The organism is Stenotrophomonas sp. PD6 (genome assembly GCF_049199305.1).
In the GTDB taxonomy this organism is placed as follows: Bacteria; Pseudomonadota; Gammaproteobacteria; order Xanthomonadales; family Xanthomonadaceae; genus Stenotrophomonas.
Genome location: NZ_JBLZQD010000003.1, coordinates 75,058 through 99,502, shown reverse-complemented (window position 1 = coordinate 99,502; position 24,445 = coordinate 75,058). Strand labels below are relative to the sequence as shown.

23 protein-coding genes and 1 pseudogene are annotated in these 24,445 nt (G+C 65.9%); 13 read left to right on the top strand and 11 right to left on the bottom strand.

Features of this window, described 5'->3' with window-relative positions; translation table 11 throughout:
- The first annotated feature begins 60 nt into the window (after nt 1–60).
- From adhP to ACOZHM_RS06240, 3 genes are all read left to right on the top strand, one after another.
- Nucleotides 61–1,089, top strand: a complete 1,029-nt coding sequence (adhP, locus tag ACOZHM_RS06250) for an alcohol dehydrogenase AdhP (protein WP_421568235.1) — start codon at nt 61–63, stop codon at nt 1,087–1,089.
- A gap of 90 nt (nt 1,090–1,179) precedes the next feature.
- Nucleotides 1,180–1,557 (top strand): DUF779 domain-containing protein, encoded by a 378-nt coding sequence (locus ACOZHM_RS06245; protein ID WP_421568233.1) that lies wholly within the window; start codon nt 1,180–1,182, stop codon nt 1,555–1,557.
- A 48-nt stretch (nt 1,558–1,605) separates the two neighbouring features.
- Nucleotides 1,606–1,989: a hypothetical protein gene (locus tag ACOZHM_RS06240; RefSeq protein ID WP_421568232.1), complete on the top strand. Its 384-nt coding sequence runs from the start codon at nt 1,606–1,608 to the stop codon at nt 1,987–1,989.
- 121 nt (nt 1,990–2,110) lie between these two features.
- Here the strand turns inward: ACOZHM_RS06240 and ligD are convergent, their stop codons facing one another.
- From ligD to ACOZHM_RS06225, 3 genes are all read right to left on the bottom strand, one after another.
- Nucleotides 2,111–4,627, bottom strand: coding sequence for a DNA ligase D (ligD, locus tag ACOZHM_RS06235; protein WP_421568230.1), 2,517 nt, complete (start codon nt 4,625–4,627; stop codon nt 2,111–2,113).
- A gap of 6 nt (nt 4,628–4,633) precedes the next feature.
- A complete protein-coding gene (locus ACOZHM_RS06230) occupies nt 4,634–5,596 on the bottom strand; it encodes a Ku protein (protein WP_421568228.1) in 963 nt (320 codons plus the stop codon).
- A 96-nt stretch (nt 5,597–5,692) separates the two neighbouring features.
- Entirely contained in the window at nt 5,693–6,091 is a 399-nt protein-coding gene (locus ACOZHM_RS06225) for a hypothetical protein (protein WP_421568227.1), read from the bottom strand.
- A 160-nt stretch (nt 6,092–6,251) separates the two neighbouring features.
- Between ACOZHM_RS06225 and ACOZHM_RS06220 the strand changes: the two genes are divergently transcribed.
- Nucleotides 6,252–6,599: a hypothetical protein gene (locus ACOZHM_RS06220; RefSeq protein ID WP_421568226.1), complete on the top strand. Its 348-nt coding sequence runs from the start codon at nt 6,252–6,254 to the stop codon at nt 6,597–6,599.
- Nucleotides 6,600–6,720: 121 nt separating this feature from the next.
- Here ACOZHM_RS06220 and ACOZHM_RS06215 read toward each other — a convergent pair whose 3' ends face one another.
- Nucleotides 6,721–8,802: a TonB-dependent receptor family protein gene (locus ACOZHM_RS06215; RefSeq protein ID WP_421568225.1), complete on the bottom strand. Its 2,082-nt coding sequence runs from the start codon at nt 8,800–8,802 to the stop codon at nt 6,721–6,723.
- 201 nt (nt 8,803–9,003) lie between these two features.
- Between ACOZHM_RS06215 and ACOZHM_RS06210 the strand changes: the two genes are divergently transcribed.
- The 5 genes from ACOZHM_RS06210 to ACOZHM_RS06190 all read left to right on the top strand — a co-directional run bounded on the left by ACOZHM_RS06210 (nt 9,004) and on the right by ACOZHM_RS06190 (nt 14,084).
- Nucleotides 9,004–10,206 (top strand): aromatic amino acid transaminase, encoded by a 1,203-nt coding sequence (locus ACOZHM_RS06210; protein WP_421568223.1) that lies wholly within the window; start codon nt 9,004–9,006, stop codon nt 10,204–10,206.
- A gap of 178 nt (nt 10,207–10,384) precedes the next feature.
- Complete coding sequence (locus ACOZHM_RS06205) at nt 10,385–11,398, top strand: class 1 fructose-bisphosphatase (RefSeq protein WP_421568222.1); 1,014 nt, start codon at nt 10,385–10,387, stop codon at nt 11,396–11,398.
- 201 nt (nt 11,399–11,599) lie between these two features.
- Nucleotides 11,600–12,310, top strand: a complete 711-nt coding sequence (locus ACOZHM_RS06200) for a 2OG-Fe(II) oxygenase (RefSeq protein WP_421568221.1) — start codon at nt 11,600–11,602, stop codon at nt 12,308–12,310.
- A gap of 317 nt (nt 12,311–12,627) precedes the next feature.
- Nucleotides 12,628–13,272: a hypothetical protein gene (locus ACOZHM_RS06195; RefSeq protein ID WP_421568219.1), complete on the top strand. Its 645-nt coding sequence runs from the start codon at nt 12,628–12,630 to the stop codon at nt 13,270–13,272.
- A 488-nt stretch (nt 13,273–13,760) separates the two neighbouring features.
- Nucleotides 13,761–14,084 (top strand): SymE family type I addiction module toxin, encoded by a 324-nt coding sequence (locus ACOZHM_RS06190; RefSeq protein ID WP_421568217.1) that lies wholly within the window; start codon nt 13,761–13,763, stop codon nt 14,082–14,084.
- Between the two features lie 123 nt (nt 14,085–14,207).
- Here the strand turns inward: ACOZHM_RS06190 and ACOZHM_RS06185 are convergent, their stop codons facing one another.
- Nucleotides 14,208–14,834: a response regulator gene (locus ACOZHM_RS06185; RefSeq protein WP_421568215.1), complete on the bottom strand. Its 627-nt coding sequence runs from the start codon at nt 14,832–14,834 to the stop codon at nt 14,208–14,210.
- 289 nt (nt 14,835–15,123) lie between these two features.
- Here ACOZHM_RS06185 and ACOZHM_RS06180 point away from each other — a divergent pair, with 289 nt between their 5' ends.
- The 3 genes and pseudogenes from ACOZHM_RS06180 to ACOZHM_RS06170 all read left to right on the top strand — a co-directional run bounded on the left by ACOZHM_RS06180 (nt 15,124) and on the right by ACOZHM_RS06170 (nt 17,342).
- On the top strand, nt 15,124–16,182 hold the full coding sequence (locus ACOZHM_RS06180) for an alpha/beta hydrolase (protein ID WP_421568213.1): 1,059 nt from the start codon (nt 15,124–15,126) through the stop codon (nt 16,180–16,182).
- Nucleotides 16,179–16,676, top strand: a pseudogene (locus ACOZHM_RS06175) ((R)-mandelonitrile lyase); the annotation flags it as partial. The gene ACOZHM_RS06180 and the pseudogene ACOZHM_RS06175, both read left to right, overlap by 4 nt.
- A gap of 12 nt (nt 16,677–16,688) precedes the next feature.
- Nucleotides 16,689–17,342 (top strand): carboxymuconolactone decarboxylase family protein, encoded by a 654-nt coding sequence (locus ACOZHM_RS06170; RefSeq protein ID WP_421568611.1) that lies wholly within the window; start codon nt 16,689–16,691, stop codon nt 17,340–17,342.
- Between the two features lie 83 nt (nt 17,343–17,425).
- Here ACOZHM_RS06170 and ACOZHM_RS06165 read toward each other — a convergent pair whose 3' ends face one another.
- From ACOZHM_RS06165 to cls, 6 genes are all read right to left on the bottom strand, one after another.
- On the bottom strand, nt 17,426–17,917 hold the full coding sequence (locus ACOZHM_RS06165) for a hypothetical protein (protein ID WP_421568212.1): 492 nt from the start codon (nt 17,915–17,917) through the stop codon (nt 17,426–17,428).
- 247 nt (nt 17,918–18,164) lie between these two features.
- A complete protein-coding gene (locus tag ACOZHM_RS06160) occupies nt 18,165–19,235 on the bottom strand; it encodes a hypothetical protein (RefSeq protein WP_421568211.1) in 1,071 nt (356 codons plus the stop codon).
- Between the two features lie 280 nt (nt 19,236–19,515).
- The gene (locus ACOZHM_RS06155) at nt 19,516–20,607 is read right to left on the bottom strand and encodes a PA0069 family radical SAM protein (RefSeq protein WP_421568210.1); all 1,092 of its coding nucleotides are present in this window, start codon (nt 20,605–20,607) and stop codon (nt 19,516–19,518) included.
- A 331-nt stretch (nt 20,608–20,938) separates the two neighbouring features.
- Nucleotides 20,939–21,682, bottom strand: coding sequence for a pyridoxine 5'-phosphate synthase (locus ACOZHM_RS06150; RefSeq protein ID WP_421568208.1), 744 nt, complete (start codon nt 21,680–21,682; stop codon nt 20,939–20,941).
- 4 nt (nt 21,683–21,686) lie between these two features.
- Complete coding sequence (locus ACOZHM_RS06145) at nt 21,687–21,956, bottom strand: hypothetical protein (RefSeq protein WP_421568207.1); 270 nt, start codon at nt 21,954–21,956, stop codon at nt 21,687–21,689.
- 69 nt (nt 21,957–22,025) lie between these two features.
- The gene (gene cls / locus ACOZHM_RS06140; RefSeq protein WP_421568205.1) at nt 22,026–23,495 is read right to left on the bottom strand and encodes a cardiolipin synthase; all 1,470 of its coding nucleotides are present in this window, start codon (nt 23,493–23,495) and stop codon (nt 22,026–22,028) included.
- Nucleotides 23,496–23,611: 116 nt separating this feature from the next.
- On the opposite strand from cls, the gene ACOZHM_RS06135 reads away from it, so the two are divergent.
- Nucleotides 23,612–24,205: a hypothetical protein gene (locus ACOZHM_RS06135; protein WP_421568204.1), complete on the top strand. Its 594-nt coding sequence runs from the start codon at nt 23,612–23,614 to the stop codon at nt 24,203–24,205.
- Nucleotides 24,206–24,445: the final 240 nt, after the last annotated feature.

Genomic DNA, 24,445 nt, shown 5'->3' with positions numbered 1-24,445 from the left:
GATCAAGGCGCCGGCACGACGCCGGCGCCACGCTCACGCAACAGGATTGGAGATGGATGCATGAACAAGACCATGAAGGCGGCGGTGGTACGCGAGTTCGGCAAACCGCTGCGGATCGAGGAGGTGGCGGTACCGCGCCCGGGTCCCGGCGACATCCTGGTGAAGATCGAAGCCTGCGGGGTGTGCCACACCGACCTGCACGCGGTGGAAGGCGACTGGCCGGTGAAGCCCAACCCACCGTTCATTCCCGGCCATGAAGGCGTGGGCCACGTGGTCGCGGTGGGCGCGGGCGTCACCCATGTGCGCGAAGGCGACCGGGTCGGCATTCCGTGGCTGTACTCGGCGTGCGGCCATTGCGAGCACTGCCTGGGCGGCTGGGAAACCCTGTGCGAAACCCAGCAGAACACCGGCTACTCGGTGAATGGCGGCTTCGCCGAATACGCGCTGGCCAATGCCGACTACGTGGGCCTGCTGCCCAAGGGCGTGGGCTTCATCGAGATCGCCCCAGTGCTGTGCGCCGGCGTGACCGTCTACAAGGGCTTGAAGATGACCGACACCAAGCCCGGCCAGTGGGTGGTGATCTCCGGCGTCGGCGGCTTGGGGCACATGGCCGTGCAGTACGCCAAGGCGATGGGCCTGAACGTGGCCGCAGTGGATATCGACGACGACAAGCTGGCACTGGCGCAGCGGCTGGGCGCCACGGTGACGGTGAACGCACGCAACACCGACCCGGCCGCCTTCCTGAAGAAGGAAATCGGCGGGGCCCATGGTGCGCTGGTCACCGCCGTGTCGCCGAAGGCCTTCGAACAGGCGATGGGCATGGTGCGGCGGGGCGGCACGGTCGCGCTCAATGGCTTGCCCCCGGGCCAGTTCCCGCTGGACATCTTCGGCATGGTGCTCAATGGCATCACCGTACGCGGCTCGATCGTCGGCTCGCGGCTGGACCTGCAGGAATCGCTGGAGTTCGCCGAACAGGGCAAGGTCGCCGCCACGGTGAGCACCGACGCCCTGGAGAACATCAACGACATCTTCGCGCGCATGCACGCCGGCAAGATCGAAGGCCGCGTGGTGCTCGACCTCAACGCCTGAGCCCCCGGCGGTCGCGCCTGTTTCCCTCTCCCGCAGGCGCGGCCGCCATTCTCGGGTTCCCCTGTTGGCTGGCCCTCACGGACTTCCATCATGACGGACACCCCGCCGCAGGTCACCGCCACACTGGCGGCCCTGCACCTCATCGACACGCTGCGCGCCCGCCACGGCCCGCTGCTGTTTCACCAGTCCGGCGGCTGCTGCGACGGCTCCTCGCCCATGTGCTTTGCCGAAGGCGACTTCATTGTCGGCGACCGCGACGTGCAGCTGGGTCACATCGGCGGGGCGCCGTTCTTCATCAGCGCCCCGCAGTTCGATTACTGGAAGCACACCCAGCTCATCATCGACGTGGTGCCCGGGCGCGGCGGCATGTTCTCGCTGGAGAACGGCGAGGGCGTGCGCTTCCTGGTGCGCTCGCGGTTGTTCACCGACGAGGAGTTTGCCGCGCTGCAGGCGGCCGGCCTCGCCTGAGCGTGGGGAGGGCCATAATGGGTGCCATCCTGTCGCTGGAGCGCGCCCATGTCCACGTTGTCCACCGCCAAGACCGTCGTGCTCTCCGTGCTCTGTGTGGTGGTGGCGATGTTCGTGCTGGGCATGGTGGCCGGCGCGGGCGGCTGGATCGCGCCGTGGCTGGGGCTGGGTCAGGGCGAGGGGCGCCTGGCGTGGGACCTGGCCTGGACCATCATGGGCGGCGTGGCCGCCACCGCGTTCGCCGCGCGCTATGCGCCGGTGTGGCCGTATGTGCATGGGGGTGTGGTGTGGGTGTTGATTGCCGCCGCGTCGGGGTATGCCGCGTTCGATATGGGCAGTGATTACCCGTTCTGGTTTGCGATCACGCTGGTGGTGTCGTTGCCTTGCCAGGCGATCGGGATCTGGCTGGGCGCGCGGTATCGGCCGCGGTGAATCTACGCTCAGCCACGCATGGCGTGGCTCTACCGCGGTGCGCTATTTTTCCCGTAGCCACGCCATATTTATACCGTAGAGCCACGCCATGCGTGGCTGAGCACGGTAATCGGCCACCCCATCACAACGTAGGCAATACCTGCTTTACCTGATCGATCCCTTCCCAAGGGTCCTGCTTCAACCTCTGCGCCCGCTGCAGCGCCTTTGGCAACGGAAACGCATCGGCGGCAGTGATCCGCCCCAACTCCTCCCACCGCAGCGGTACTGCCACGCCAGCGGCGGGGCGCGCCCGTATCGACCACGAACACACGCTGGTGGCGCCGCGCGCATTGCGCAACCAATCAATGAAGATCACCCCGGTGCGCTTGGCCTTGCTCATGGTGGCCACGTAACGCTCCGGTGCGTGTTCGGCCATCGCCTGCGCAAACGATTCGCAGAAGTCCTTGGCCTGCGCCCAGTCCGCCTTCGGCTGCAGCGGCACCACCACATGCACGCCCTTGCCGCCGGACAGGCGCACGAAGCTTTCCAACCCGACCTCCTGCAGGCGGGCCCGCACCTCCCGCGCCGCCGCCTTGATGGTGGTCCAGCTGACCCCTTCGCCCGGGTCCAGATCGAACACCAGCCGGTCCGGATGCTCGGGGTCGGCCACCGTCGCCCCCCAGGGGTGCAGCTCCAGCGTGTTCATCTGCACCAGCTGCAGCAGGCCTTCCATGTCCTCGATGTAGAGATAGTCCTCGCGGCCGCTCTTCTGCTCCAGGGGAATGGCCTTCACCGCGTCGCCCAGGCCGGTGCCATGGTGCTTCTGGAAGAAGCACTGCTTGTCCACGCCGTCGGGGCAACGCAGTAGCGACAGCGGGCGCCGCGCCACTTCGGGCAGGATCCAGCGTGCCATCTGGCGGTAGTACTCCGCCACGTCGCCCTTGGTGAGCTTGGCCTTGGCGAACACCACGCGTTCGGGGTGGGAGATGTTCACCCAATCCGCTGGGTGATCCGACGCTTTCGTTTTGGCAGCCACCTTCGTCGGCTTCGCGGCCTTGCCTGGTGATGCCGCGCCCAGATCGGTGGCTGTCTTGTCCTCACGCAGCCGCTTGAAGCTCGCCTGGCGCAGCAACCCTTCCTTTGCCCAGCCACGGAACGCGACTTCGGCCACCAGTGTTGGTTTGACCCAATGCACGCTGCTCGCTTTGAACGGCACGTGTGAAGGAAGCTCGACAGCCGCCTTGTCGGTACTCAACGCCTTGAGCTGGCGATGCATCGCGGCCAACTTCGCATCGTCGAACCCGGTGCCCACACGCCCCACGTAGCGCAGCGCGCCCTTGTCGGGCGTGGCCATCAACAGCGAACCGAAGCCGCTGCGCGACCCCTTCGGATCGGTATAGCCCACCACCACGAACTCGTCGGTGTTCTCGTGCTTGACCTTCACCCAGCTCGGCGAGCGCGCGTTGACGTACGGCGCGTCCACGCGCTTGCTGATGATCCCTTCAAAGCCGGCAGTACCGCTGGCATCGAACACTGCCGGACCGTGGTCCAGCACATGATCGCTGTAGGCCAATGTGCCGGGCACGTCGCCCAGCAGTTCCTTCAGCAGTGCCTTGCGCGCCAGCAACGGCGAGCGGCTGATATCCACGCCGGCCACGCCCGGCATGTCGAACACCACATAGCGCAGCGGCTGTTTGGCGGTGCCGTCGATGACCTTCTGCAACGCGGTGAAATCGCTGCGGCCCTGTGCATCCAACACTACCAGTTCGCCGTCGAGGCGCAGGTCGGTGACCGGCAGTGCGGCGATGGCCTGGACTACTTCAGGAAAGTCGTCGGTCCAGTTCAGGCCATTGCGCGAGCGCAGCGCCACCACGCCGTCGCGCACGTCGGCCAGCAGGCGGTAGCCGTCCCACTTGATTTCGTGTAGCCACGCGTCGCCGTCGGGCGCGTTGGTGCGGTGGTCGGTGAGCTGCGGCTTGAAGTCGTGCGGGTAGGGTTTGCTGCGCGCGTGCTCCAGCGCCAGCGCGCGCGTGGCCCAGCGCGCGTCGGCGTTTCTGCGCACGCCAGGTTTCTTCGTTGCTGACCGGGTCGTGCTGTTGCGCTTGGTCGCACTACGCGTGGTCGAAGTGCGCTTCGGTGATACACCTTCCTCCAGCAACGCGTCCGCATCCGCATCGCGCGCGTCCTCGTCATCGCGCTTGATCAACAGCCACTGGTGCTGCTTTCCCTTCATGTTGGTGCGCACCAGCTTCCAGCCACCCTTGAGCTTTGTTCCGTGCAGTACGAAGTCGACCTTGCCGGCGGCAATCGCCTCCAGCGGGTCGCCATCGCAGGCCCAGGTGCCGTGGTCGTACACGTCCACATGGCCGGCACCGTAGTGGCCTTCCGGGATGTCGCCCTCGAAGGTGGCGTAGGAGAGCGGATGATCCTCCACCTCCACCGCCAGCCGCTTCTCACCTACGCGCAGCGAGGGCCCCTTCGGCACCGCCCAGCTCTTGAGCGTGCCGTCCGCTTCCAGACGGAAGTCGTAGTGACGCGAGCTGGCGTGATGCAGCTGCACCACGAAGATCGGGCGGCGCGCGGCAGCACCACGACGTTCGTCGTCGGGTTCGGGGGTCTCACCAAAGCGGCGTTTGCGGCGGTATTCCTGCAACGACATGAGCGCTCAACCCGCCTTGCGCGCAGGCGCACGCGTGGTCGTTTTCTTCGTCGCCTTGGTCGGCTTGGTAGCGGCCTTCTTCGTTGTACTGGTCGCCTTCGCGGCCTTCTTTGCAGACGCCGCCTTCTTCACCACCTTCGACACCGCCGCGCTCTTCTTGGCCGGGGTGCGCTTCTTCGCGTCCAGGCTCTTCTGCAGCAGCGACATGAAGTCCACCACGTTGGTGGTGGCATCGTGCGGCGCAGCCGGTTCGTCTTCCACCTTGGTGGTGCCGCCCTTCTGCTTGATGCGCTTGGTCAGCACGGCCTGCAGGCGTTCGCGAAACTCATCGTGGTACTCATCAGGCTTCCATTCGCCCGACATCGATTCGATCAGTTTTTCTGCCATCTCCGTTTCCTTGCTGCTGATCCGGTATTCGGCCAGCGAGCCGGTGGGCAGCTTGTGTTCCTCCGGGTCCACCAGTTCCTGCGGGTAGCGCAGGATCAGCAGCACCAAGGCATGTTCGTGCGGCATCACCGCGCATAGATATTCGCGGGTACGCACCACAACCCGGGCGATGCCGACCTTGCCGGTGCTGCGCAGGGTTTCGCGCAGCAGCACGTAGCCTTTCTCGGCCTTCTTGCCGGGCACCAGCAGGTAGGGCTTCTCGAAGTAGCGCGGGTCGATCTGGCTGGCATCAACGAAGCTTTCCACTTCCACCGTTTCGTGGCTCTCCGGCGCAGCGGATTTGATGTCGCTCTCGTCCAGCACGACATAACTACCCTTGTCGTACTCGTAGGCTTTGACGATGTCTTTCCACGGCACTTCCTCGCCGGTGTCGGCGTTGACCCGCTCGAAGCGGATCGGCTTGCGGTCGCGCGAATCGAGCATGCGGAAACTGAGGTCCGTCTTGCGTTCGCCCGACATCAGCGACACCGGCACATTCAGCAGCCCAAAAGACAGGGTTCCGGTCCAGATGGGTCGGGCCATGGCGGCGCCACTCCAGTGCAAAGAGGAACGCCACCTGTACCGCTGCACGCGTGAAACGCCTGTGTCTGCCCTGTGCAGGCCGGCTGCACGCCGGCCTTACTGCAGCAGGCCGTGCACCGCCGCGGCGGGCATGTGGTCCAGCGCCAGCCAGGCGTCTTCCACGATGGCCCGGGCCTGCAGCCAACCCAGCCGCGACTGGCCGCGCATCTGTTCCCAGTGCTCGGCCAGTTCACCGTCGGTGTCGTCGTCATTGCCACGCGGCCAGTCGGCGTAATGCGTGGTCAGCGCGAACGCGTAGGCGGGGTAGAGGTCCTTCCAGCTGCGGCGGCCCTGTGCACGGCGGCGCTCGTAATCGTTGCGCATGTACTGCAGGTAGTCCTGCGCCACGGCCTGCGGGTCTTCGGCACGCGTGTGGCGCCCCCGGCGTGTGCTCCGTTGCGGCTGCAGGTAGGCGTTGAAGAGCGCGGGGGCGGCGCGGCGGTCCAGGCGGGGCATGGCACGTCTCCTGCGGTGGGGCAGGCAGGAATAGCCCCGCCACCGTTAGCCAGACGTGACAGATGTGTTGAGGGTTTCCACGTTTCTTCGGGGCGGGCTTCACGGCAGGCATCCACCGTGGGTGGGTACGCTTCCACCACCGCTCCCTGGAGACACCCCCATGCAACGCGATCCCCTGCGCGAAGCCACTGCCCCGGTCCCCGGCGAGCAGCGCGCCAAACATGACCTGCAGGACGCTGAAGACCGCGGCGCCGGGATGCCTGCGCCGGAGGAGAAGACCAGCAGCAGCGACGCGGCCGATCATCTGCCCATCGCCGCCAGCTCGTCGCACGGTTACCGCGACCGCAAGGACCCCACTGGCGCGCCTGCACCGGCGACCAAGGAAAGCGAGCACCAGCGCAGCGAGCGCAAGGCGCACGCCAGCGACAACCAGGACGAGGCGCTGGATGAGACCTTCCCGGCCAGCGATCCGACCTCGCCGTTTGTGCCGGCCAAGCCGCCGCGCTGAATGGGCGAGGCGCGCGAGGCGGTCGCGCGGGTCCGGTGGTTCAGCCACGCAGGGCGTGGCTCTACGTGACCGTTCAAGGTTTGCGGGTAGAGCCACGCCCTGCGTGGCTGTTCGCGCGCCGTCAGCGCCACGTCCATTGCGCGCCGACGCTGTAACGCCGGTCCGGCCCCGGCTCGAAGAAGCGCTGATTGCCATCGTTGACGATCACCGAACCGATGTAGCGCTGGTCCAGCGCATTGTCGATGCGCGCGAACACGCGCAGCGCGCCCTGCGCGGTGGTCCAGTTGCGGGCGGCCTCCAGATTCAGAAGCGCGTAGCCCGGCGCGCTGTCGGTCGCCAGATCGTTCACCACCGTGTCGCTGGAGGCCACCACCTCACCCGCCCATTCCCATTCACCCGGCCGGTAATCCACGCGGCCGAACCACTGCTGTTCCGGCACCCCGGGCAGGCGTGAGCCTGCCGCCACCGGCGTATTCGGCGTGGCGCAGTTGCTGGCGGCGCACACCAGGTAGGGCTCGCGCACGGTGGCTTCCACGTAGGTATAGGCCAGCGTGGCCTGCACCTGCGTGCCCAATGGCAGCTGCAGGCTGGCCTCCGCGCCCTGGCGGCGGGTCTTGCCGATGTTGCGGTAAGTGCTGCGCCCGAAGGTGTTGCTGGCCACGGCCAGCTCGTCGTCGGTGTCGGCGCGGAACAGCGCGGCATCGAACGCCGCCCCGCCGCTACCCCGCCATTTGCCGCCCAGTTCAAGATTGCGGCTGCGTGCGGCCGACAGATCCAGCGCCAGCCCCGCCTGCCGGTCAGCGCGGTAGCCCAGCTCGTTGAAGGTGGGCGTTTCAAACCCGCGCCCGGCCGAGGCATACACCCGCCACGCGTCGCTCGGGTGGAACACCACCCCGGCCACCGGCGTGGTGGCGTCGTAGCTGCGCGAGCCGCTGTCGTCGGGGTTGCTCGCGGTCACATAGCGATCGTCGGAACGGAACCGCACGGTGCTGTGGCGCGCGCCCAGCAGCAGCGACCAGCGCGGCGCCCACTGCCAGAACGCCTGCGCGAACTGGTCCACGTTGCGCACGCGGTCGCGCTGGTCGCGGCGCAATGCGCCGCGCACGCCCAGCTGGTCACCCACGAAGTTCTCGTAACCGCGGCGATTCTGCTGTTGCTGGTCGGCATTGGCGCCGATCACGAACTCCAGCGGCCGCCCCGCCCACTGCCCCTGCCACGCCCAGCGCGCGTCCAGCCCGCCGTAGCCGCCGTCCAGGTCGATCACTCCGCCGGCGTGCAGCGGGTTGGCCTGCGGGCCCGGGGGGATGGCCAGGTACTGCTCCACGCTGCGCTGGCCGGCGTAGCCCATGGCGCGCCATGTCTGCGCGCCCTCGGTACGGGTGAAGACCAGCCCGGCCTGTCCCTGCCGGGCCGATTTGCGGGTGTTGTACTGGCTGGCAACCGCGGTGGCCTGACGCGGATCCTGGCGCACCTGCTCGCGGGTGAGACCCAGCGGGTCCTGCGCGTCGGGGGAATCGAAGTAATTGAGCACCAGCTCCAGCTGGCCATCGGCGACATCCGTACCCAACCGCGCATTCAGCGATTCGCGCCGCGCGGCGCTATGGTCGCGCCAGCCGTCGGTGCGGAAGTGGTTGGCCGCCACGTTGTAGCGCACCGGCCCCTGCTCGCCGCGCAGCTGCGCGCCCGCGCTGAGGGTGGCGTCGCTGCCGGTGGCCACGCGCAGCCGCCAGGGGTCGCCGGCCGCGCCGTCGGCGCTCCATACCTGCACCACGCCGCCGGAGGAGTTGCCGTACAGGGCCGAAAACGGTCCCCGCAGCACCTCCACCCGCTCTGCAGAGAGCAGGTTGGCGTGCGAGAGCTGGCCCTGTCCGTCGGGCATGGTGGCCGGCACCCCGTCCACCAGCACCCGCACCCCGCGTACGCCGAAGGTAGAGCGCGCGCCGAAGCCGCGAATGGAGAGCTGGGTGTCCTGCGCCAGGTTCTGCCGGTCGCGGGCCACCACGCCGGGAATGCCGTTCAGGGCCTCGCTGAGCTGGGCCAGGTTGCCGTTGGCGTCATCACCCAGCCAGACCGTGCTGATGGAGGCGGGCAGGTCCACATCAGCGACCTGCTGCCCGCGTGCCGCCTGGACCTGAACCGTGGGCAGCCGTTCAATCGGCGGCGGCGGGGCGGCATTCTGGGCCTGTGCCAGGTTCGGCAGCATGGTGGCCGATATCAGCGCGCAGCAGCACGCCAGCGGGGTGGGACGGAACGGGCGCAGAGGGGTTCTCCTGAATTCGGGGGTCCGCACGCAATGGTACGGATCCAGACGTGACGGCGTCTGCCGCGCCCGCGCCACGGCTTTGTTACGATTAACTCGTTTCGCGCACACCTCCCCCCTTCCGTCATCCGAATGAGTACCGCCGTGTCCTTCTTTGCAAATGTGGAACTGGTCCCAGGCGACCCGATCCTGGGCCTGACCGAGGCGTACAACGCCGACAGCCGTCCGACCAAGGTCAACCTGGGCGTGGGCATCTACTACGACGAAAGCGGCCGCATTCCGCTGCTCCGCGCCGTCAAGCAGATCGAACAGCAGCTGGCCAATGAAGCCAAACCGCGCGGCTACCTGCCGATCGACGGGCTGCCTGCCTACAACCAGGCCACCCGCGAACTGGTCTTCGGCAAAGACTCGCCGCTGCTGGCCGCCGGCCGCGTGGCCACCTCGCAGACCGTGGGCGGCAGTGGCGCGCTGCGCGTAGGCGCGGATCTGCTGCACCGCCTGCTGCCGCACGCCACCATCGCCATCAGCAACCCCAGCTGGGAAAACCACCGCGCGGTGTTCGGTGCGGCGGGCTTTGACGTGGTGGAGTACAGCTACTTCGACCCGACCACCCACGGCGTGGATTTCGCCGCGATGCTGGCCGATCTGAACACGCTGCAGCCGGGCACCGTGGTGCTGCTGCACGCCTGCTGCCACAACCCCACCGGCGCCGACCTCACCGTGGCGCAGTGGAAGCAGGTGGCCGAGCTGCTGAAGGAACGTCAGCTGTTCCCGTTCATCGACATGGCCTACCAGGGCTTCGACAAGGGCATCGATGAAGATGGCGCCGCCATGCGCATCATCGCCGAGGCCGGTATCGACAGCTTCGTGGTGGCCAACTCGTACTCCAAGTCGTTCTCGCTGTATGGCGAGCGCGTGGGCGCCCTTTCGGTGGTGGCCCCGGATGCGAACGCCGCCAAGGCCGTGCAGTCGCAGGTCAAGCGCATCATCCGCACCATCTACTCCAGCCCGTCCACCCACGGCGCCGCCCTGGTGGCCGGCGTGCTGACCAGCCCCGAGCTGCGCCAGCTGTGGGAAGCGGAGCTCACCGAGATGCGCGAGCGCATCCACGCCCTGCGCCACGGGCTGGTGGACAAGCTGGTGGCCGCCGGGGCACCGGAGTACGCCTTCATCAACGACCAGGCCGGCATGTTCTCGTACTCGGGCCTGACCCGCCCGCAGGTGGACCGCCTGCGTGACGAGTACGGCATCTACGCCGTCGGCACCGGCCGCATCTGCGTGGCCGCGCTGAACCAGGGCAACCTGGAATACGTGGCCAAGGCCGTGGCGACGATCGCCAAGGGCTGAAGCAGCGCGTAGATGTATCGAGCAACGGCCGCCCAGTGCGGCCGTTTTTCGTTGTGGGGACCACGCCTGTAGGCCAGACCGCGCGCGCACCATGAAACCGGTTACGTGTCCGGTTACCTCGTAATGCCCTGCCGAACGGGCCACAATACGGCCCCCAAATGTCTGTGGCAGCCATTCCATGTCCCGTACGTCGCTTACCCGGTACCTCATCGAAGAGCAGCACGCCGGCCGCATCAACGCCGACCTGCGCCAGCTCATCGCCGTTGTTGCCCGTGCCTGCACCAGCATCTCCATCGCGGTGAGCAAGGGCGCGCTGGGTGGCGTACTGGGCGAGGCCGGCACCGGCAACGTGCAGGGCGAAGCGCAGAAGAAGCTGGACGTGATCAGCAACGAGATCCTGCTCGAAGCCAACGCCTGGGGCGGCCACCTCGCCGCCTGCGCCTCCGAGGAAATGGACCACTGCCAGCCCGTGCCGGACACCTACCCGCGCGGCGACTTCCTGCTGCTGTTCGACCCCCTCGATGGCAGCTCCAACATCGACGTGAACGTCTCGGTCGGCACCATCTTCTCCGTGCTGTGCTGCCCGCCGGGCACCGAACAGCCCAACGACGCCAGCTTCCTGCAGCCGGGCACCAGCCAGGTGGCCGCCGGCTACTGCATCTACGGGCCCAGCACCCAGATGGTGCTCACCGTGGGCCACGGCACCCATGCCTTCACCCTGGACCGCGAGAAGGGCGAGTTCGTGCTGACCACGCCGGACATGCAGATTCCGGCGGACACACAGGAATTCGCCATCAACATGTCCAATCAGCGCCACTGGGAAGCGCCCATGCAGGGCTACGTGCAGGACCTGCTGGAAGGCAAGGAAGGCGCGCGCGGCAAGAACTTCAACATGCGCTGGATTGCCAGCATGGTGGCCGACGTGCACCGCATCCTCACCCGCGGCGGCATCTTCATCTACCCGTGGGACAAGAAGGACCCCACCAAGGCCGGCAAGCTGCGCCTCATGTATGAAGCCAATCCCATGGGGCTGCTGGTGGAGCAGGCCGGCGGCGCCGCCACCACCGGGCGCGAGCGCATCCTGGACATCCAGCCCGACCAGCTGCACCAGCGGGTGCCGGTGTTCCTCGGCTCGCGCAATGAAGTAGCCGAAGCCACCCGCTACCACCGCGAGCACGACGCGCAGGGCTGATGCCAGCCGCCCCGGACGGCTTGGCACGACGGGGCGACACGCAATTGGGGACACGCGACTGGGTAGAGCGGACTGTTGGTCCGCTGCCGTACCGCGACGCACGCCACACCTCTGAAAAATCCCCCGTTCCCACACATGGCAACGGGGTGACACCTGCACCAACACAGGTCACCATCGGGTCAAATGCCCACGGATGACCCCATGACGGCCGAAACCCAGCCTGACTTCATAGAAGTAATCCACAACGCCATCCCTGCTGAAACCTGCGCCGCCATTCGGGCCCAGATGCGTGCCAGCGCACAGTTGGAGCCCGGCGAAGTAGGAAGTGGCGTGTTCCCGGAACTCAAGCACAGCAAGGATCTGCGCATCAGTGGCCGCCCCGAGTGGCGCCAGGTGGAAATACAGCTGCAGCAGGCAGTATTCAGCGGGGTTTTGACTTATCTACGCCGTTATCCACAGGCGCTGATCTCCCCACTCATGTTGCAGGTGCAAGACAACGATGGCACCACCCGCCGCCTGAAGGCCGAAGATTTCCCCGGCATGGACGACAACGCGCTGTCCGAACTGGCCCGCACCTGCCTGCGTCCGGGCGCCATCAACCTGCAGTGGTACGCGGCGGGCGAGGGCGGTTACCCGTACTGGCACTGCGAGCTGTACCCGCGCGACGCGGCCGGGGAAACCCTGCACCGGCACCTGCTGTGGACGCTCTATCTCAATGATGAATTCGAGGACGGCGAAACGGAGTTCCTGTTCCAGGACCGCAAGATCGCCCCGCGCACCGGCAGCCTGCTGATCGCCCCCACCGCATTCACCCACACCCACCGGGGCAACCGCCCGCAAGGCGGGGACAAGTTCATTGCGACAAGCTGGATCCTGTTCCAGAGCGCGGAGAAGCTGTATGGGGGCGCGTGAACCGGGGCGTGTACGCCCTCATCGTCATGATCTGGAATATGAACGAATACGCGGCGTGGATTAGCCATGTCAAAGCGTGCAACCCACAGCCCCATGCGTTCTGAGATAGCGCACACATGCTGCACATTTTCGTGGATTTAGGAGAAGTACGAGTGATGAATCGGTCATCTCATTGAACTCTTGTCCGCGCTGACGAAGCAGGCGGCGATGCTCACTGACGGAAGCTGATGTCTACGGCTCCGCCTTGATGCAATTGGACGTGGCATTGCCAAAGTTGATGCCGCGAGACAGTGAGTTTTTTGAAAAGGTGAAGCGTTATGTTCGAGGGGCTGGCGCGCTGTGCCTTTCTCGCAGCACTGCTGCATTGTGTGGGGTGTTCGGTGCAGGCAGTGGACGCCAAAGGAGGAGTTCGGCATGAAGTGCACCCCGGTAGCGAGCACGCAGTACAACGTCCGGTGGAGAATACGGACCGCCGCACGTCGGCCGAGGGATCCACCCTACGACCATCGTCAGGCTCCAGTCTGGAATCGAGGACACTGGCTGACTCGACCTACCTTCCCACCGAATCTGAATTGATCGAAGAGGCTGGGATTTCGGCCGCCATCTCTGACGAGATAGTGGAATCGCAAGACGCCTTCTCCAAAGCACTCCGAAGAATCAGCAGCGACGAAAGCAGGAGCATGGAGGCGCAGGATCTTGCCAAGCACTATCGCAGTGCGCTTGAGCGCGCTGTGGGTACGAACGGTGCCGTGGAGAATCTTTCGTGCGGCCTCAGCATTTGCATAGGGTCTGTAACAGCGGGATCCATAGCGGATCACGACACCTGGCTTGGCCACCTGCAAGAAGATCCTGGTGCTGAAACGTACGGATTCATTGAGGCGATCGAGCGTACCGGTGATCAGTTCCAGAGTCGGTTTGTGTTCTCTACCGACCCGGCAATCAAGGCGATCATTGAGCGCTGATTGCGCCCGGGCGCCATTCATCTGCAGTGGTGTGCGGCAGGCGGAGGGCGGCTTCCCCGGTTGCTACCGCAAGCTGTACCCGAAGCCCATCGCCTACAGGGCGGAAACTAGTTGATTGCGACAAGCTGGATCCTGTTCCAGAGCGCGGAGAAGCTGCACGGGGGCGCGTGAGGAATGCCAACCAGTTCACGCAACTGGGCAGCATTCGGGTTGATGCTGGGCTGATGGCGTCAAGCAGTAGGCAACGCCTACTTGATCCGAAAGTTCAAAAGAAACAATCGACTTCGCTTCTTCCGCATCGGTCGGCATGGTGGTCCACGGAGCTCAAAAACTCCAAAAAGGCAAAATATCTGGATGCCCCATGTCGGGAGGGTGGCTAATACAACACCCTCATGTGGGAATACGCCCGCCGTCTGCCTTTTGCGGTTTTTGACCTCCCGACGCCCTCGCCCTCACCGGCGAGGGCCCTTCAACGTGGGAGGCACCTCATGAAAACCAGTCCGGCCAAACGGCACGAAGACGAATCCACTACTCACCAGCAGCGCTACGCTCCGCGCTACATCCACAACGTGCGCGCAGTCCCGCAGACCTGCGATCAAGACCGCGACATATACGGCCCCATTCCCTTCGTGATGCTGCGCGGCACCTGGCTGCGCAAGCTGGGCTTCGAAGTGGGCGTCCATCTCCGGATCGAAGCCATCCCCGGCCAGATCACTCTGAGAACGTTGTGGCGTGACCCACCGTCTGAAGCCGAATTGGCCCAGCTCGAGAAGCCGGAAACGCGCGGCTATGCCGAAGTAGTCCATCGCTAGCGCACGCCTCTAACGCGCTCTTCGCGACAAGCTCAAATTGGTTGGTTTCTTTTGCCTTCCAAGCCCATGCGGAGCAGTTTCATGCCCGCGCGCGCGGCGTTGTGAAGCCCGTCTTCCCGGCGCCTAGATGAAACCTTCCGCTTTCGCACGGGAGATGAGCTGGATGGTGTTGTTCACGCCCAGGTGCTGCATCAACGCGTACTTGTGCGATTCCACGGTCCGGCGTGAGAGTTCCAGTTCGGCGGCAATCTGCTTGGCAGAGAGGCCACGCTCCGCCAGCTTCAACACGGACAGCTGCGCGCCGGAGGGAATGAAGCGTGTCGCGCTCTGGCGATAGCTCATGGCCACCGCCACGTCCTGGCTGATGAACATCTCGCCCCGCATGGCGTGTTCGATTGCCGTCAGCAGCTCGTCACCCGATGCCTGCTTCAGCACGTACCCTTTCGCACCCGCCGCGATTGCCTTGCGCGCGAGGGCAGGATCGTCATACATGGTCAGCATGACAACGGGGACAAGGAAGCCAAAGAGCCGCATCGCCTCCAGCGCCTGTATGCCGGAAATGCCCGGCAAGCCGATGTCCAGGACGACCACATCGGGCGATGCGAGCAACATCGCGGCCAGCAGGTCCTCCCCTGAGAACACGACATCGACGCTGCGTACGTTGCCTCTGAGCAGGCGCTGGACGCCCTGAGCCACCACGAGGTGATCATCCACCATCAGCACCTGAAGGCCGGAAAGAACAGGCGCCATGGAATCCCCCGATTCGACTCTCACGTCATGTTGCTGGCGGGTTGCGCGCTCTCCCTGATGGTTGCACCGCTCCTTCAATGTCCGAAAAATGCTACCGCGCGAGTGAAGGCGGCGCGAACGCCGACGGGAACCGCTTCGCGTGTCAATTCATAACGTTGGTGCATGACTGATATCCAGCTGATGCGCTGTTTCCATCAGTCCATGACGGTTAGCTTCTAGTCCTGACCCCACGAACGCCTCCGCGCCCTTCGCGCCGGGCGGGGACGATTCCGGACCGTTGGAGCCCCCAATGAAGCACACGCTACACGCCACCCTGTTGGCACTCACAATCGGCCTGGCCGCCGGCAACGTCGCCGCCGCCGACTACACGCTCAACCCCTACACCTTGGCCTACGACGGCGCGATCACCCGCAATGCACCGGGCGAGGTCAACATCCACCCGGTGTCCTACCCGCTGGATGGCATCCAGATCGCGGCCAACGTGTACACGCCGGCCAACTATGACCCGGCGAAAAAGTACCCGGCCGTGGTGGTCGCCCACCCCAATGGCGGGGTGAAGGAGCAGGTGGCTGGTCTATACGCGCAGCGCCTGGCCGAGCAGGGCTACATCACCATTACCGCCGACGCCGCCTACCAGGGCGCCAGCGGCGGCCAGCCACGCAGTGTGGACAAGCCCGCGCTGCGCATCGAAGACATCCACGGCATGGCCGACTACATCACCCGCTATGCCGGTGTGGACAGCGCGCGCCTGGGCTTGCTGGGCATCTGCGGCGGTGGTGGCTATTCGCTGACGGCGGCGCAGACCGACAAGCGCTTCAAGGCGGTGGCGACGATCAGCATGTTCAACTCCGGCCGGGTGCGTCGCAACGGCTATGTGGATTCGCAGCTTCAGACCCTCCAGCAGCGCCTGCAGCAGGCGTCGGAGGCGCGCGCGCAGGAGGCCGCCGGCGGCCAGGTGCAGTACACCGGCGATGCCAAGCTCACCGACGAACAGATCGCCACGCTGCCGTACGACCTGTACCGGGAGGGGTTCGCGTATTACGGGAAAACCCATGCCCATCCCAATTCCACGTTCCGCTACACCACCAGCAGCCTGCTGGACCTGATGCGGTTCGATGCCACCGACCAGATCGCGCTGATCAACCAGCCGTTGCTGATGATTGCCGGCAGCAAGGCCGACAGCCTGTACATGACCGAAGACGCCTTCGCCAAGGCAACCGGCACCACCGACAAGGAACTGGCATTGCTGGACGGCGCCACCCATATCGAAACCTATTGGGTGCCGCGCCATGTGGACATTGCGGTGGGCAAGCTGGCCACGTTCTACGGCCGGACGCTGGCGCAATGACCGCCGACCGCACGCCCGCCGGTTCCAAAGCGTTGCTCGGCCTTGCACTGAGCGTTGCCGCCCCGTTTGCCGGCGCGGCTGAAGCTGCCGAAGCGGCTGAGCAGAGAATCACCCGGGCAGGAACGCAGTCGTCGCTCACGGGCGCCGAGGCCAACTTCGTCGGCACGGTACGGGTGGATCCGCTGTTCCCGGCGGACCCGCGTGTTCCGGTGACGGCTGCGTATGTCAGTTTCGAGCCCGGGGCGCACTCGGCGTGGCACACCCATCCGGCGGGCCAACGCCTGGTGGTGACCGCCGGTGTTGGCTTGACGCAGGAATGGGGCAAGCCCGTGCAGCAGATCCATCCCGGCGATGTGGTTGTATGCCCCGCAGGTGTGAAGCATTGGCACGGTGCGGCACCCCACAGCGCGATGACGCATCTGGCGGTGACCGGCGCGCTGGAGGGATCGACGGTGACCTGGCTGGAGCAGGTCAGCGATGAGCAGTATCGCGAAGCCACTGCGGCCATTGCCGCGCCGGTTACGGGTGCGCTGTCAGCCCGGCAGCAGGCGATACCGCTGATTGCCGCCGCCGTTGCCAGCAGCAACATGCCGCAACTCAACGCGGTCCTGCACCGCGGGCTGGATGCCGGGCTGACGCTCAGCGAAGCCAAAGAGGTTCTGGTGCAGCTGTACGCCTATACCGGTTTCCCGAAGAGCCTCAACGCGTTGGGTGAGTTGATGGCGGTGGTGGAGGCGCGCAAGGCGCAGGGCATTGAAGACGCGCCAGGGCAGCCGCCGCGCGGCGAGATTCCGGTGGGCGATGCGCTGCGTGCGGTGGGTACGGCCAACCAGACCCGCATTTCCGGTGCACCGGTTGCGGGACCGGTCATGGCGTTCGCTCCGGTCATCAACCAGTACCTGCAGACGCACCTGTTCGGCGACATCTTCGAGCGCGACAACCTGGACTGGCAAAGCCGCGAACTGGCCACGGTGGGTGCACTGGCCGCCATGCCGGGTGTGGAAGCGCAGCTGCGCTCGCATATGGCGGCCAGCCAGCGTGTTGGGCTGAGCCGCGCACAGCTGCAGCACGTGGCCGAGCTGCTTGCCCACAGCGGTGACGTCGCTGCCTCTGCACGCGCGGTGCAGGCACTGGAGCAGGCCCCGGCACCTTCGCGATGATTGACTGCAACCGGTCACCGCAGTTCAGGGCCTGTGCGCGCTGTTCCGGTGTAACCCGGAGCATGCGTTGAAGAATGGCGCGCTCAGTTTTCCTGATAGTCGTTTTCATCGTACGTGCCCGCGACCGTGCAGGTCAGCTGCACTGAGCCACCTTCGCCAAGCATGAGCTCGCCCATCGTTGTGGTACGTCCGCCGGCCGCGTTGAGCTTGGCCGCCTTGCGTACGGCGGCAGCAGTGGCGCTGAGATCGGCGGTGTAGCTTTCGCCCATCTCGCCGTCCGGGTCGATGAAGATGGACACCTCGCGTACCGGCAGGCCGAACACGGCAAACGGCACGGGCGGTTTGATCGGCTTGAGTGCGCCGGTTTCGTCGCGGGGCAGGGCCTTCCACGCGGCAGCGGAAGTGTCTGGCTTGGCCCGGCATTCCAGTGCTGCCTGGATGGCAGGCGCGGCAGCCTGCCATTGCGCGGCGTCGAGTGCGTGTGCCGCTGGCGCGGCCAGTACGCCCACCAGCAACGGGGCGAGGGTCTTGAGTCGTGCGCCGCGTAGCGACGGCATCCATTGGATCTTGGTCATTGAAAGGCATTCCGGTTGCGCTGTGGGGGTTCAATTGCGAGAGACCGCCGCGGCGGTGGCTCAGGCGGCACCAGTCTACTGCGCTGGTACTGCATGGAATGCATCAGGCCGCCAATTGGCGGCCTGATGGTCTCTACGGCTGCGACGCTTAGAAGAAGATCGCGTACAGGATCAGCAGCGGAATCGGAACGCCAAGCGCCCAGAGCAGCAAGGTCTTCATGGTCAGTCTCCTTGTTCGATGATGGAGTTACAGGTCGCGGCGACGGCCGCCCCACGTGGCACTCAGGCTCGCGAAGAAGGCGCCGATCAGCAGCGTGATGAACAGCCACAGCGCGGCATAGGCCGTGGCCTTGCGTGCGTCGTCTGCTACCTGCTTGGCCTTGTTCTTGGCTTCTTCCAGGGCGGCACGCATGCGCGTCTGGATGTCGGTGACGCGTGCCTCTGCTTCGGCCTGGCTCATGCCGGTCTCGCGGGCTACCACCTGCGCCAGATACGCCTTGTCCGCCGGATTCAGCCCTTCGGACTGCAGGCTGGTGACGATGATGCGGTTCACTTCAGCGCGCACCTCGCGACGATCCCCACCCGGACCCTGACCCGGCCTCGGGCCCTGTGGCGGCATCGGGCGCGGCGGCGGGAGAACGGTGCCGGGCTCAGCGCCAGCGGTCATCGGCGAAGGGTTCATCGGCGCAGCAGGATCGGCCGGCATCGCTGCCGGCGCAGTGGCCGGGTTCGACGTGTTGCGGAAGAACGAGTCCACCCAGTAGTTCAGGTCACCCTCTTCCGAGCCCATGGCCGCGGTACCGGCGCCTGCGGCAGCGACGCCGGCCGTAGTCGCAGCGCCGCCTGCGGCGGCACCCACCGTCTTGACGCCGGTACCGAGAATGCCGCCAATGGCCGACGTCAGCAGGCCGGCGGTGAGCAGTGTGGCCACCGCCCAGGAAACGAAGCCGTGGGCGGTATCGCGGAAGTAGGTTTCATCGCCGTGGATGCGGGTCCACTTGGTGCGCAGGCGACCGGCAAGATAACCACCGAGGCCGGAGGCCGCCAATGCGGTAAAGGTCAGCCAGACGATGCTGCCCCAACCGAAGGTTTCCTTGGAGACACCGTCAAAAGACCACGGCGACACCGAGGACAGCCCCAGGCCGATACCGAGAATCAGCAGGACGAGCGAAAGCGCAGCGGCAGCGATGGCGCCCGCGAGGATCGCGCCCCAGGACACGGCGCTTTCCGGAGCAGGCTCAATGACGGAGGTTTCGGTGACGACGGCAATGTCGGGCCCCAACACCCCGCGTTCGGGATACTCGATTCGGCTACTCATGGGCAGTGCGTTCCAATTGAATGCTGCAAATGCAGCTGGCCTTGAGGCTGCGCGCGAGGCCGTGAAGTCGGTGAGACTTGTGTTTCACCTGCCGTATGCGCGCGTGCTCGTCGTTCAAACGGCACCGCAGTTGGCGGCGAATCGCGACGGGGTAGAGCGGACTGTTAGTCCGCTGCACTTCGCAAGCAGCGGACTAACAGTCCGCTCTACCCCGTCGTGCGTATCGTGGGCGTCGTGCGCGTGGTGTGTCGCGTTTTGCGGCATTTGCGGCGTGCGCCACTCAGAACAGCTGGCCCTGCGGCGAATCCTCTCGCGGCGGCAGCGGACGCACGAACTTCGTGCAGTCCAGTTTCGGCCAGTGACTGTTCTGCGCGTTGAAGCCGATGCGCTTGCGGGCCAGCTTGAAGCGGTTGGACAACAGATCGGCATAGACGCCTTCGCCGCGCATGCGGGTGCCGAATTCGCTGTTGTAATCCTTGCCGCCGCGCAGCTGGTTGATGGTGCTCATCACGTGCGCGGCGCGGTCGGGGTGGTGGGTGTCGAGCCAGTCGCGGAACAGGGGCGCCACTTCCAACGGCAGGCGCAGCAGCACGTAGCCGGCAGTGGACGCACCCGCGTCGTGGGCGGCTTCGAGCACCGCTTCCAGTTCGGCGTCGTTGATCCAGGGAATCACCGGAGCGACCATGACACCCACCGGAATGCCGGCCTCGTGCAGGCGGCGCATGGCGCGCAGGCGCGCATGTGGTGCGGAGGCGCGTGGTTCCAGTTTGGCCGACAGGTGCGGGTCCAGCGAGGTCACCGAGAAGTGCACGCTGACCAGGTTCTTTTCGGCCAGTGGTGCGAGCAGGTCGATGTCGCGCTCGACGAGGGCGTTCTTGGTGATCAGCGAGAACGGGTGCTGGGTTTCCAGCATCACTTCGATGAGCTGGCGGGTGATCTTGAGCTTGCGCTCGATCGGCTGGTAGGCGTCGGTGTTGATGCCCAGCGCGATTGGCTGCGGCACGTAGGCTGGACGCGAGAACTCCTTGCGCAGTAACTGCGGGGCGTTGGTCTTGGCGAACAGCTTGGTTTCGAAGTCCAGGCCCGGCGAGAGGTTGAGGTAGGCGTGCGACGGACGGGCGAAACAGTACGAGCAGCCGTGCTCGCAGCCGCGGTACGGATTGACCGATTGGCTGAAGCCCACGTCCGGGGATTTGTTGCGGCTGATGATGCTGCGCGCGGTTTCGGCGCGCACTTCGGTGCGCAGGCGCGGGGCGGCGAATTCTTCGCTGTCGTCGGGGTCCCAGCCGTCGTGCACCGCTTCGCTGACGGTGACCTCGAAGCGGCCCGCCAGGTGTGTGGTGGAGCCTCGGCCCTTGATCGCGATACCCATCTTCAGAGGCTATCGCTGCGACGTCTCATGGAATGAGACGTTCGGTGGGGGCGGGGCGTGGGCGTCGGGGTGCGCATGGGTTAGTAGTATTACTAACCACAGCTGCGTAGGGAAGCGGAATCCGTGGCGCCGTTCGGTTTCGGCTGAATCGTTTGGGTTTGTTCCCCAGGGTTATCCACAGGGGTGACGGGTGGGGCGATTTTGCCGCGAAGAGCGGCCGGGCAGAGCCCGGCGCTACGGGGTTGCGCAGCGCTCGGAGGCGTCAGGGTCCGGGATTGCCGAATCCAGGATTGCGCAGCGTTACGGGGGCGGCGGGTTCCGGCTGCGTTGCTTAGAGCAGCGCGAGGTAGCCCTTTACGGTGGTGTCCAGGCCGGCGTAGAGGGCCTCGCTGATCAGGGCGTGGCCGATGGACACTTCAAGGACGTTCGGCACCGTTTGCAGGAAATCACGGAGGTTTTCCTGGGACAGGTCATGGCCGGCATTGACGCCGAGGCCGGCCGCTTGGGCACGGCGGGCCGCGTCGGCGAACAGGGCGAGCATGACGGTGGCGTCGCCTGCCGCATGCGCTTCCGCGTACGGACCGGTGTAGAGCTCGATGCGGTCGGCGCCGATGGCGGCTGCCTGTTCCAGGTCCGGATTGCCGGCATCCACGAACAGGCTGACCCGGCAGCCGTACGACTTCAGTTCGGCGATCAACGGGCGCAGGCGCTCGGCGTCGCGGCCGAAGTCGAACCCGTGGTCCGAGGTGAGCTGGCCGTCGCTGTCCGGCACCAGGGTGGCCTGGGCCGGGCGGGTCTGCGCGCACAGCGGCAACAGGCCGGGATAGCCCTCACGCGGGGGCGCGAAGGGGTTGCCTTCGATGTTGAATTCGACGCCGCGTGCGCGGGTCAGCGCCGACAGCGCAATGACGTCCTCGGCGTGGATATGCCGGCGGTCTGGGCGCGGGTGCACGGTGATGCCGTGCGCGCCGGCGTCCAGGCAGGCGCGTGCGGCCTGCAGGACGTCCGGGTCGCTGCCGCCACGCGAGTTGCGCAGGACGGCGATCTTGTTCACGTTGACGCTGAGCTGGGTCATGGGCTTACGGAGTATCGGTCTCGTCGCGCTCGGCGTCGCGGCAGGCCTGGGCCTGCTCGCGCAGCCGGCGCAGTTCGGTGGGGTCGATGACGCTGTGGATGTCGCCTTGCATGCCGCTCTGTGCGTCGCCGAACCCGGCCACGTAGCGCCCCCGCACCCAGGCGAGGAAGAACAGCAACGCGCCCAGCAGCGAGAGCAGCATGATGCCGGTGGACGTTGTTTTGATGGCGAAGGCGAAGCAGCCGATGGCCAGCAACAGGAACAGCCAATACATTGTCATTACTCCCCGTGTTGACCGGCCCAGTGTAGCGCCGGCACCCGTACTGGTTCCACGTGGCCGGGGTTACAGCAGCGGGGAGGCCAGGCGGGCGAATGCCTCCGGAACACGGTGCAGCCACAGGGACCGCTTGCGGTCATTGCGCACCGGGGTGGCGGCGGCAAACTCGGCGGCCAGGATCGTTTCCAACGCCGCCACGCGGTCGGCGCTGGTGATCATCATCGACAGCTCGAAGTTGAGGCGGAAACTGCGGTGGTCGAAGTTGGCGCTGCCGGCGATGCAGACGTCGTTGTCGGCAATGAATGCCTTGGTGTGCAGCATGCGCGGGCCGTACTCGTAGATCTTGACCCCGGCCTGCAGCAGCTCGTCGAAGTAGGAACGCGCGGCCTGGGTGACGAACCAGGAGTCGCTCAGCTTGGGCACCAGCAGGCGCACGTCCAGCCCGCCCAACGCGGCGGAGGTCAGCGCCATGCGCGCGGCCTCGCCCGGCACGAAGTAGGGGGTAACGAGCCAGACCCGCTCGCGCGCTTCATGGATGGCCGCCACCTGCAGGCGGTGGATGGTCTCCCAGGAGGAATCGGGCCCGGAGACGAGTACCTGGGCATTGATGGGACCTTCCTGGCGGCTGGGCACGTCGTTCGGCCACAACTGGGCGATGGCGAAGCGTTCCTTCGGCTCACCGGTGGCATAGATCCAGTCTTCGACGAACACCAGCTGCAGGCTGCGCACGACATGGCCCTTCAGCCGCATGTGCAGGTCGCGGTAGGCGTCCGGGTTGCGGCTCTCATCCTCTTCGTCGGTGATGTTGATTCCACCGGTGAAGGCGACCCGGCCATCGATCACGACCAGCTTGCGGTGGGTGCGCATGTTCAACCACGGCCGCTTGAACGGCTTGAGCAGCTGGCGCGGATGGAACCACGCGACCTCGCCACCGGCGTCGAGCAAGGGCTGCAGGAAGCGCTTGCGGATGCCCGAAGAGCCCACCGCATCGAGCAGCAGGCGCACGCGCACGCCCGCGCGGGCACGCTCGACCAGCGCGTCGCGCAGGGCGGTGCCGGCATGGTCGGGGTTGAAGATGTAGTACTCCACATGTAGGTGGTCGCGGGCCTCGGCCACGGCGGCGATCAGGGCCGCATAGGTCTGGGCGCCATCCACCAGCCATTCGACCTCGGTGGCCGAGCTGGGTGCCAGGCCGGTGGTGGCCTGGGCGATCTTGGCCAGCTCGGTGCAGTCGGCATCGGGCGGGCACACGCTGCTGTAGTGCTCCATGCCGGAACGGGCGCGACCGCGGCGCAGCCGCTGCCGCTTCACCTTCTGCGGGCCGAGCAGGTAGTAGATGAAGAGGCCCAGGTAGGGCAGGGCGGCCAGCGACAGGATCCAGCTGAGCGTGGCCACCGGTTCGCGCTTCTGCAGCATGATCCAGCCGGTCAGCCACAGCAGGTACAGCACGTAGGCGGCGATGAGCAGCGGGCGCAGGTGCGGAATGGCATCCAGCCAGTGGAGCCAGTCGGCGAGCGCGGGGTAGGTGGCGAGCATGCGCGGATGATAGCCGGACGCGCGTGTCCGGCGCATGCGATGACTTTTTTAGCCTTGCAGTGTTGGCGGCTATGCCGCGACTCTCTTTCCGCTGGGCAGGGTCGACGGAGCACGGGATGGCGGTCAACTGGGCAGGCGGACTCATTCGCTGGATGCCACACAGGGATAAGCAGGGACGGGTATTTCGCCTCAATCACCTGCATCCGTTCCGGATGCACTGCCTGCTTGCAGCAGGGAAGGGACACCCCGCCCGGGATGAGGTTCTACACGTGGGCTTCGGGCTCCACTGCTTCTCCGTGCAGCGCCGAGGCGTCGATGACGACACAATCTCGGACAATCGGGAGTCGCGCGCGTTCGATCATGCGCGCTATGCACTATCCCGGCGACTTCCACAGATCATTCGCAGTGTCGCCGAGGGACGGCAATCCTGTGAACGCGCTTCCGCGGACAATTACGTCGCCGTGGAGTTGGACAATGGAGAGCGCTACGGCGTGTTCTTCAACCTCAAGCGCTGGACCCGACACGGTGCGAACAGCGTGCTGCTGCTGGTTCAATCGGCGTATCCGCTCGATCCTGGCAAGCGGCACCCCGGCAAAGGCCGCTACTCGTTCAACCTCCTGCTGGGAGAGGTGCTGCGGGGGAGGGCGCACAAGAGCGACGAACCCGATCCGCAGCGGTTCGCGGAGGTGCTGGAAGCACTGAGCCCCTGAAAGACGAAAGCCCCGGCCAGCAGTGCTGGGCGAGGCTCCGTGAGTCCGATTCCCTTGGTTATGCCCGGACCGGCCGGGACCTGGTGACCAGGTGGGATGCGCAATAGCTCGGCTATATGTTGCTTGCGCGCTGTTATCGTCGGACGGAAGCCCGGTGATGTCAAGGGTGTGAAACGGCAACAAAAAAAGCGCCCCTGTTTCCAGGGGCGCTTTCCAGTCGCGTCATGACTTGGGTCTTGC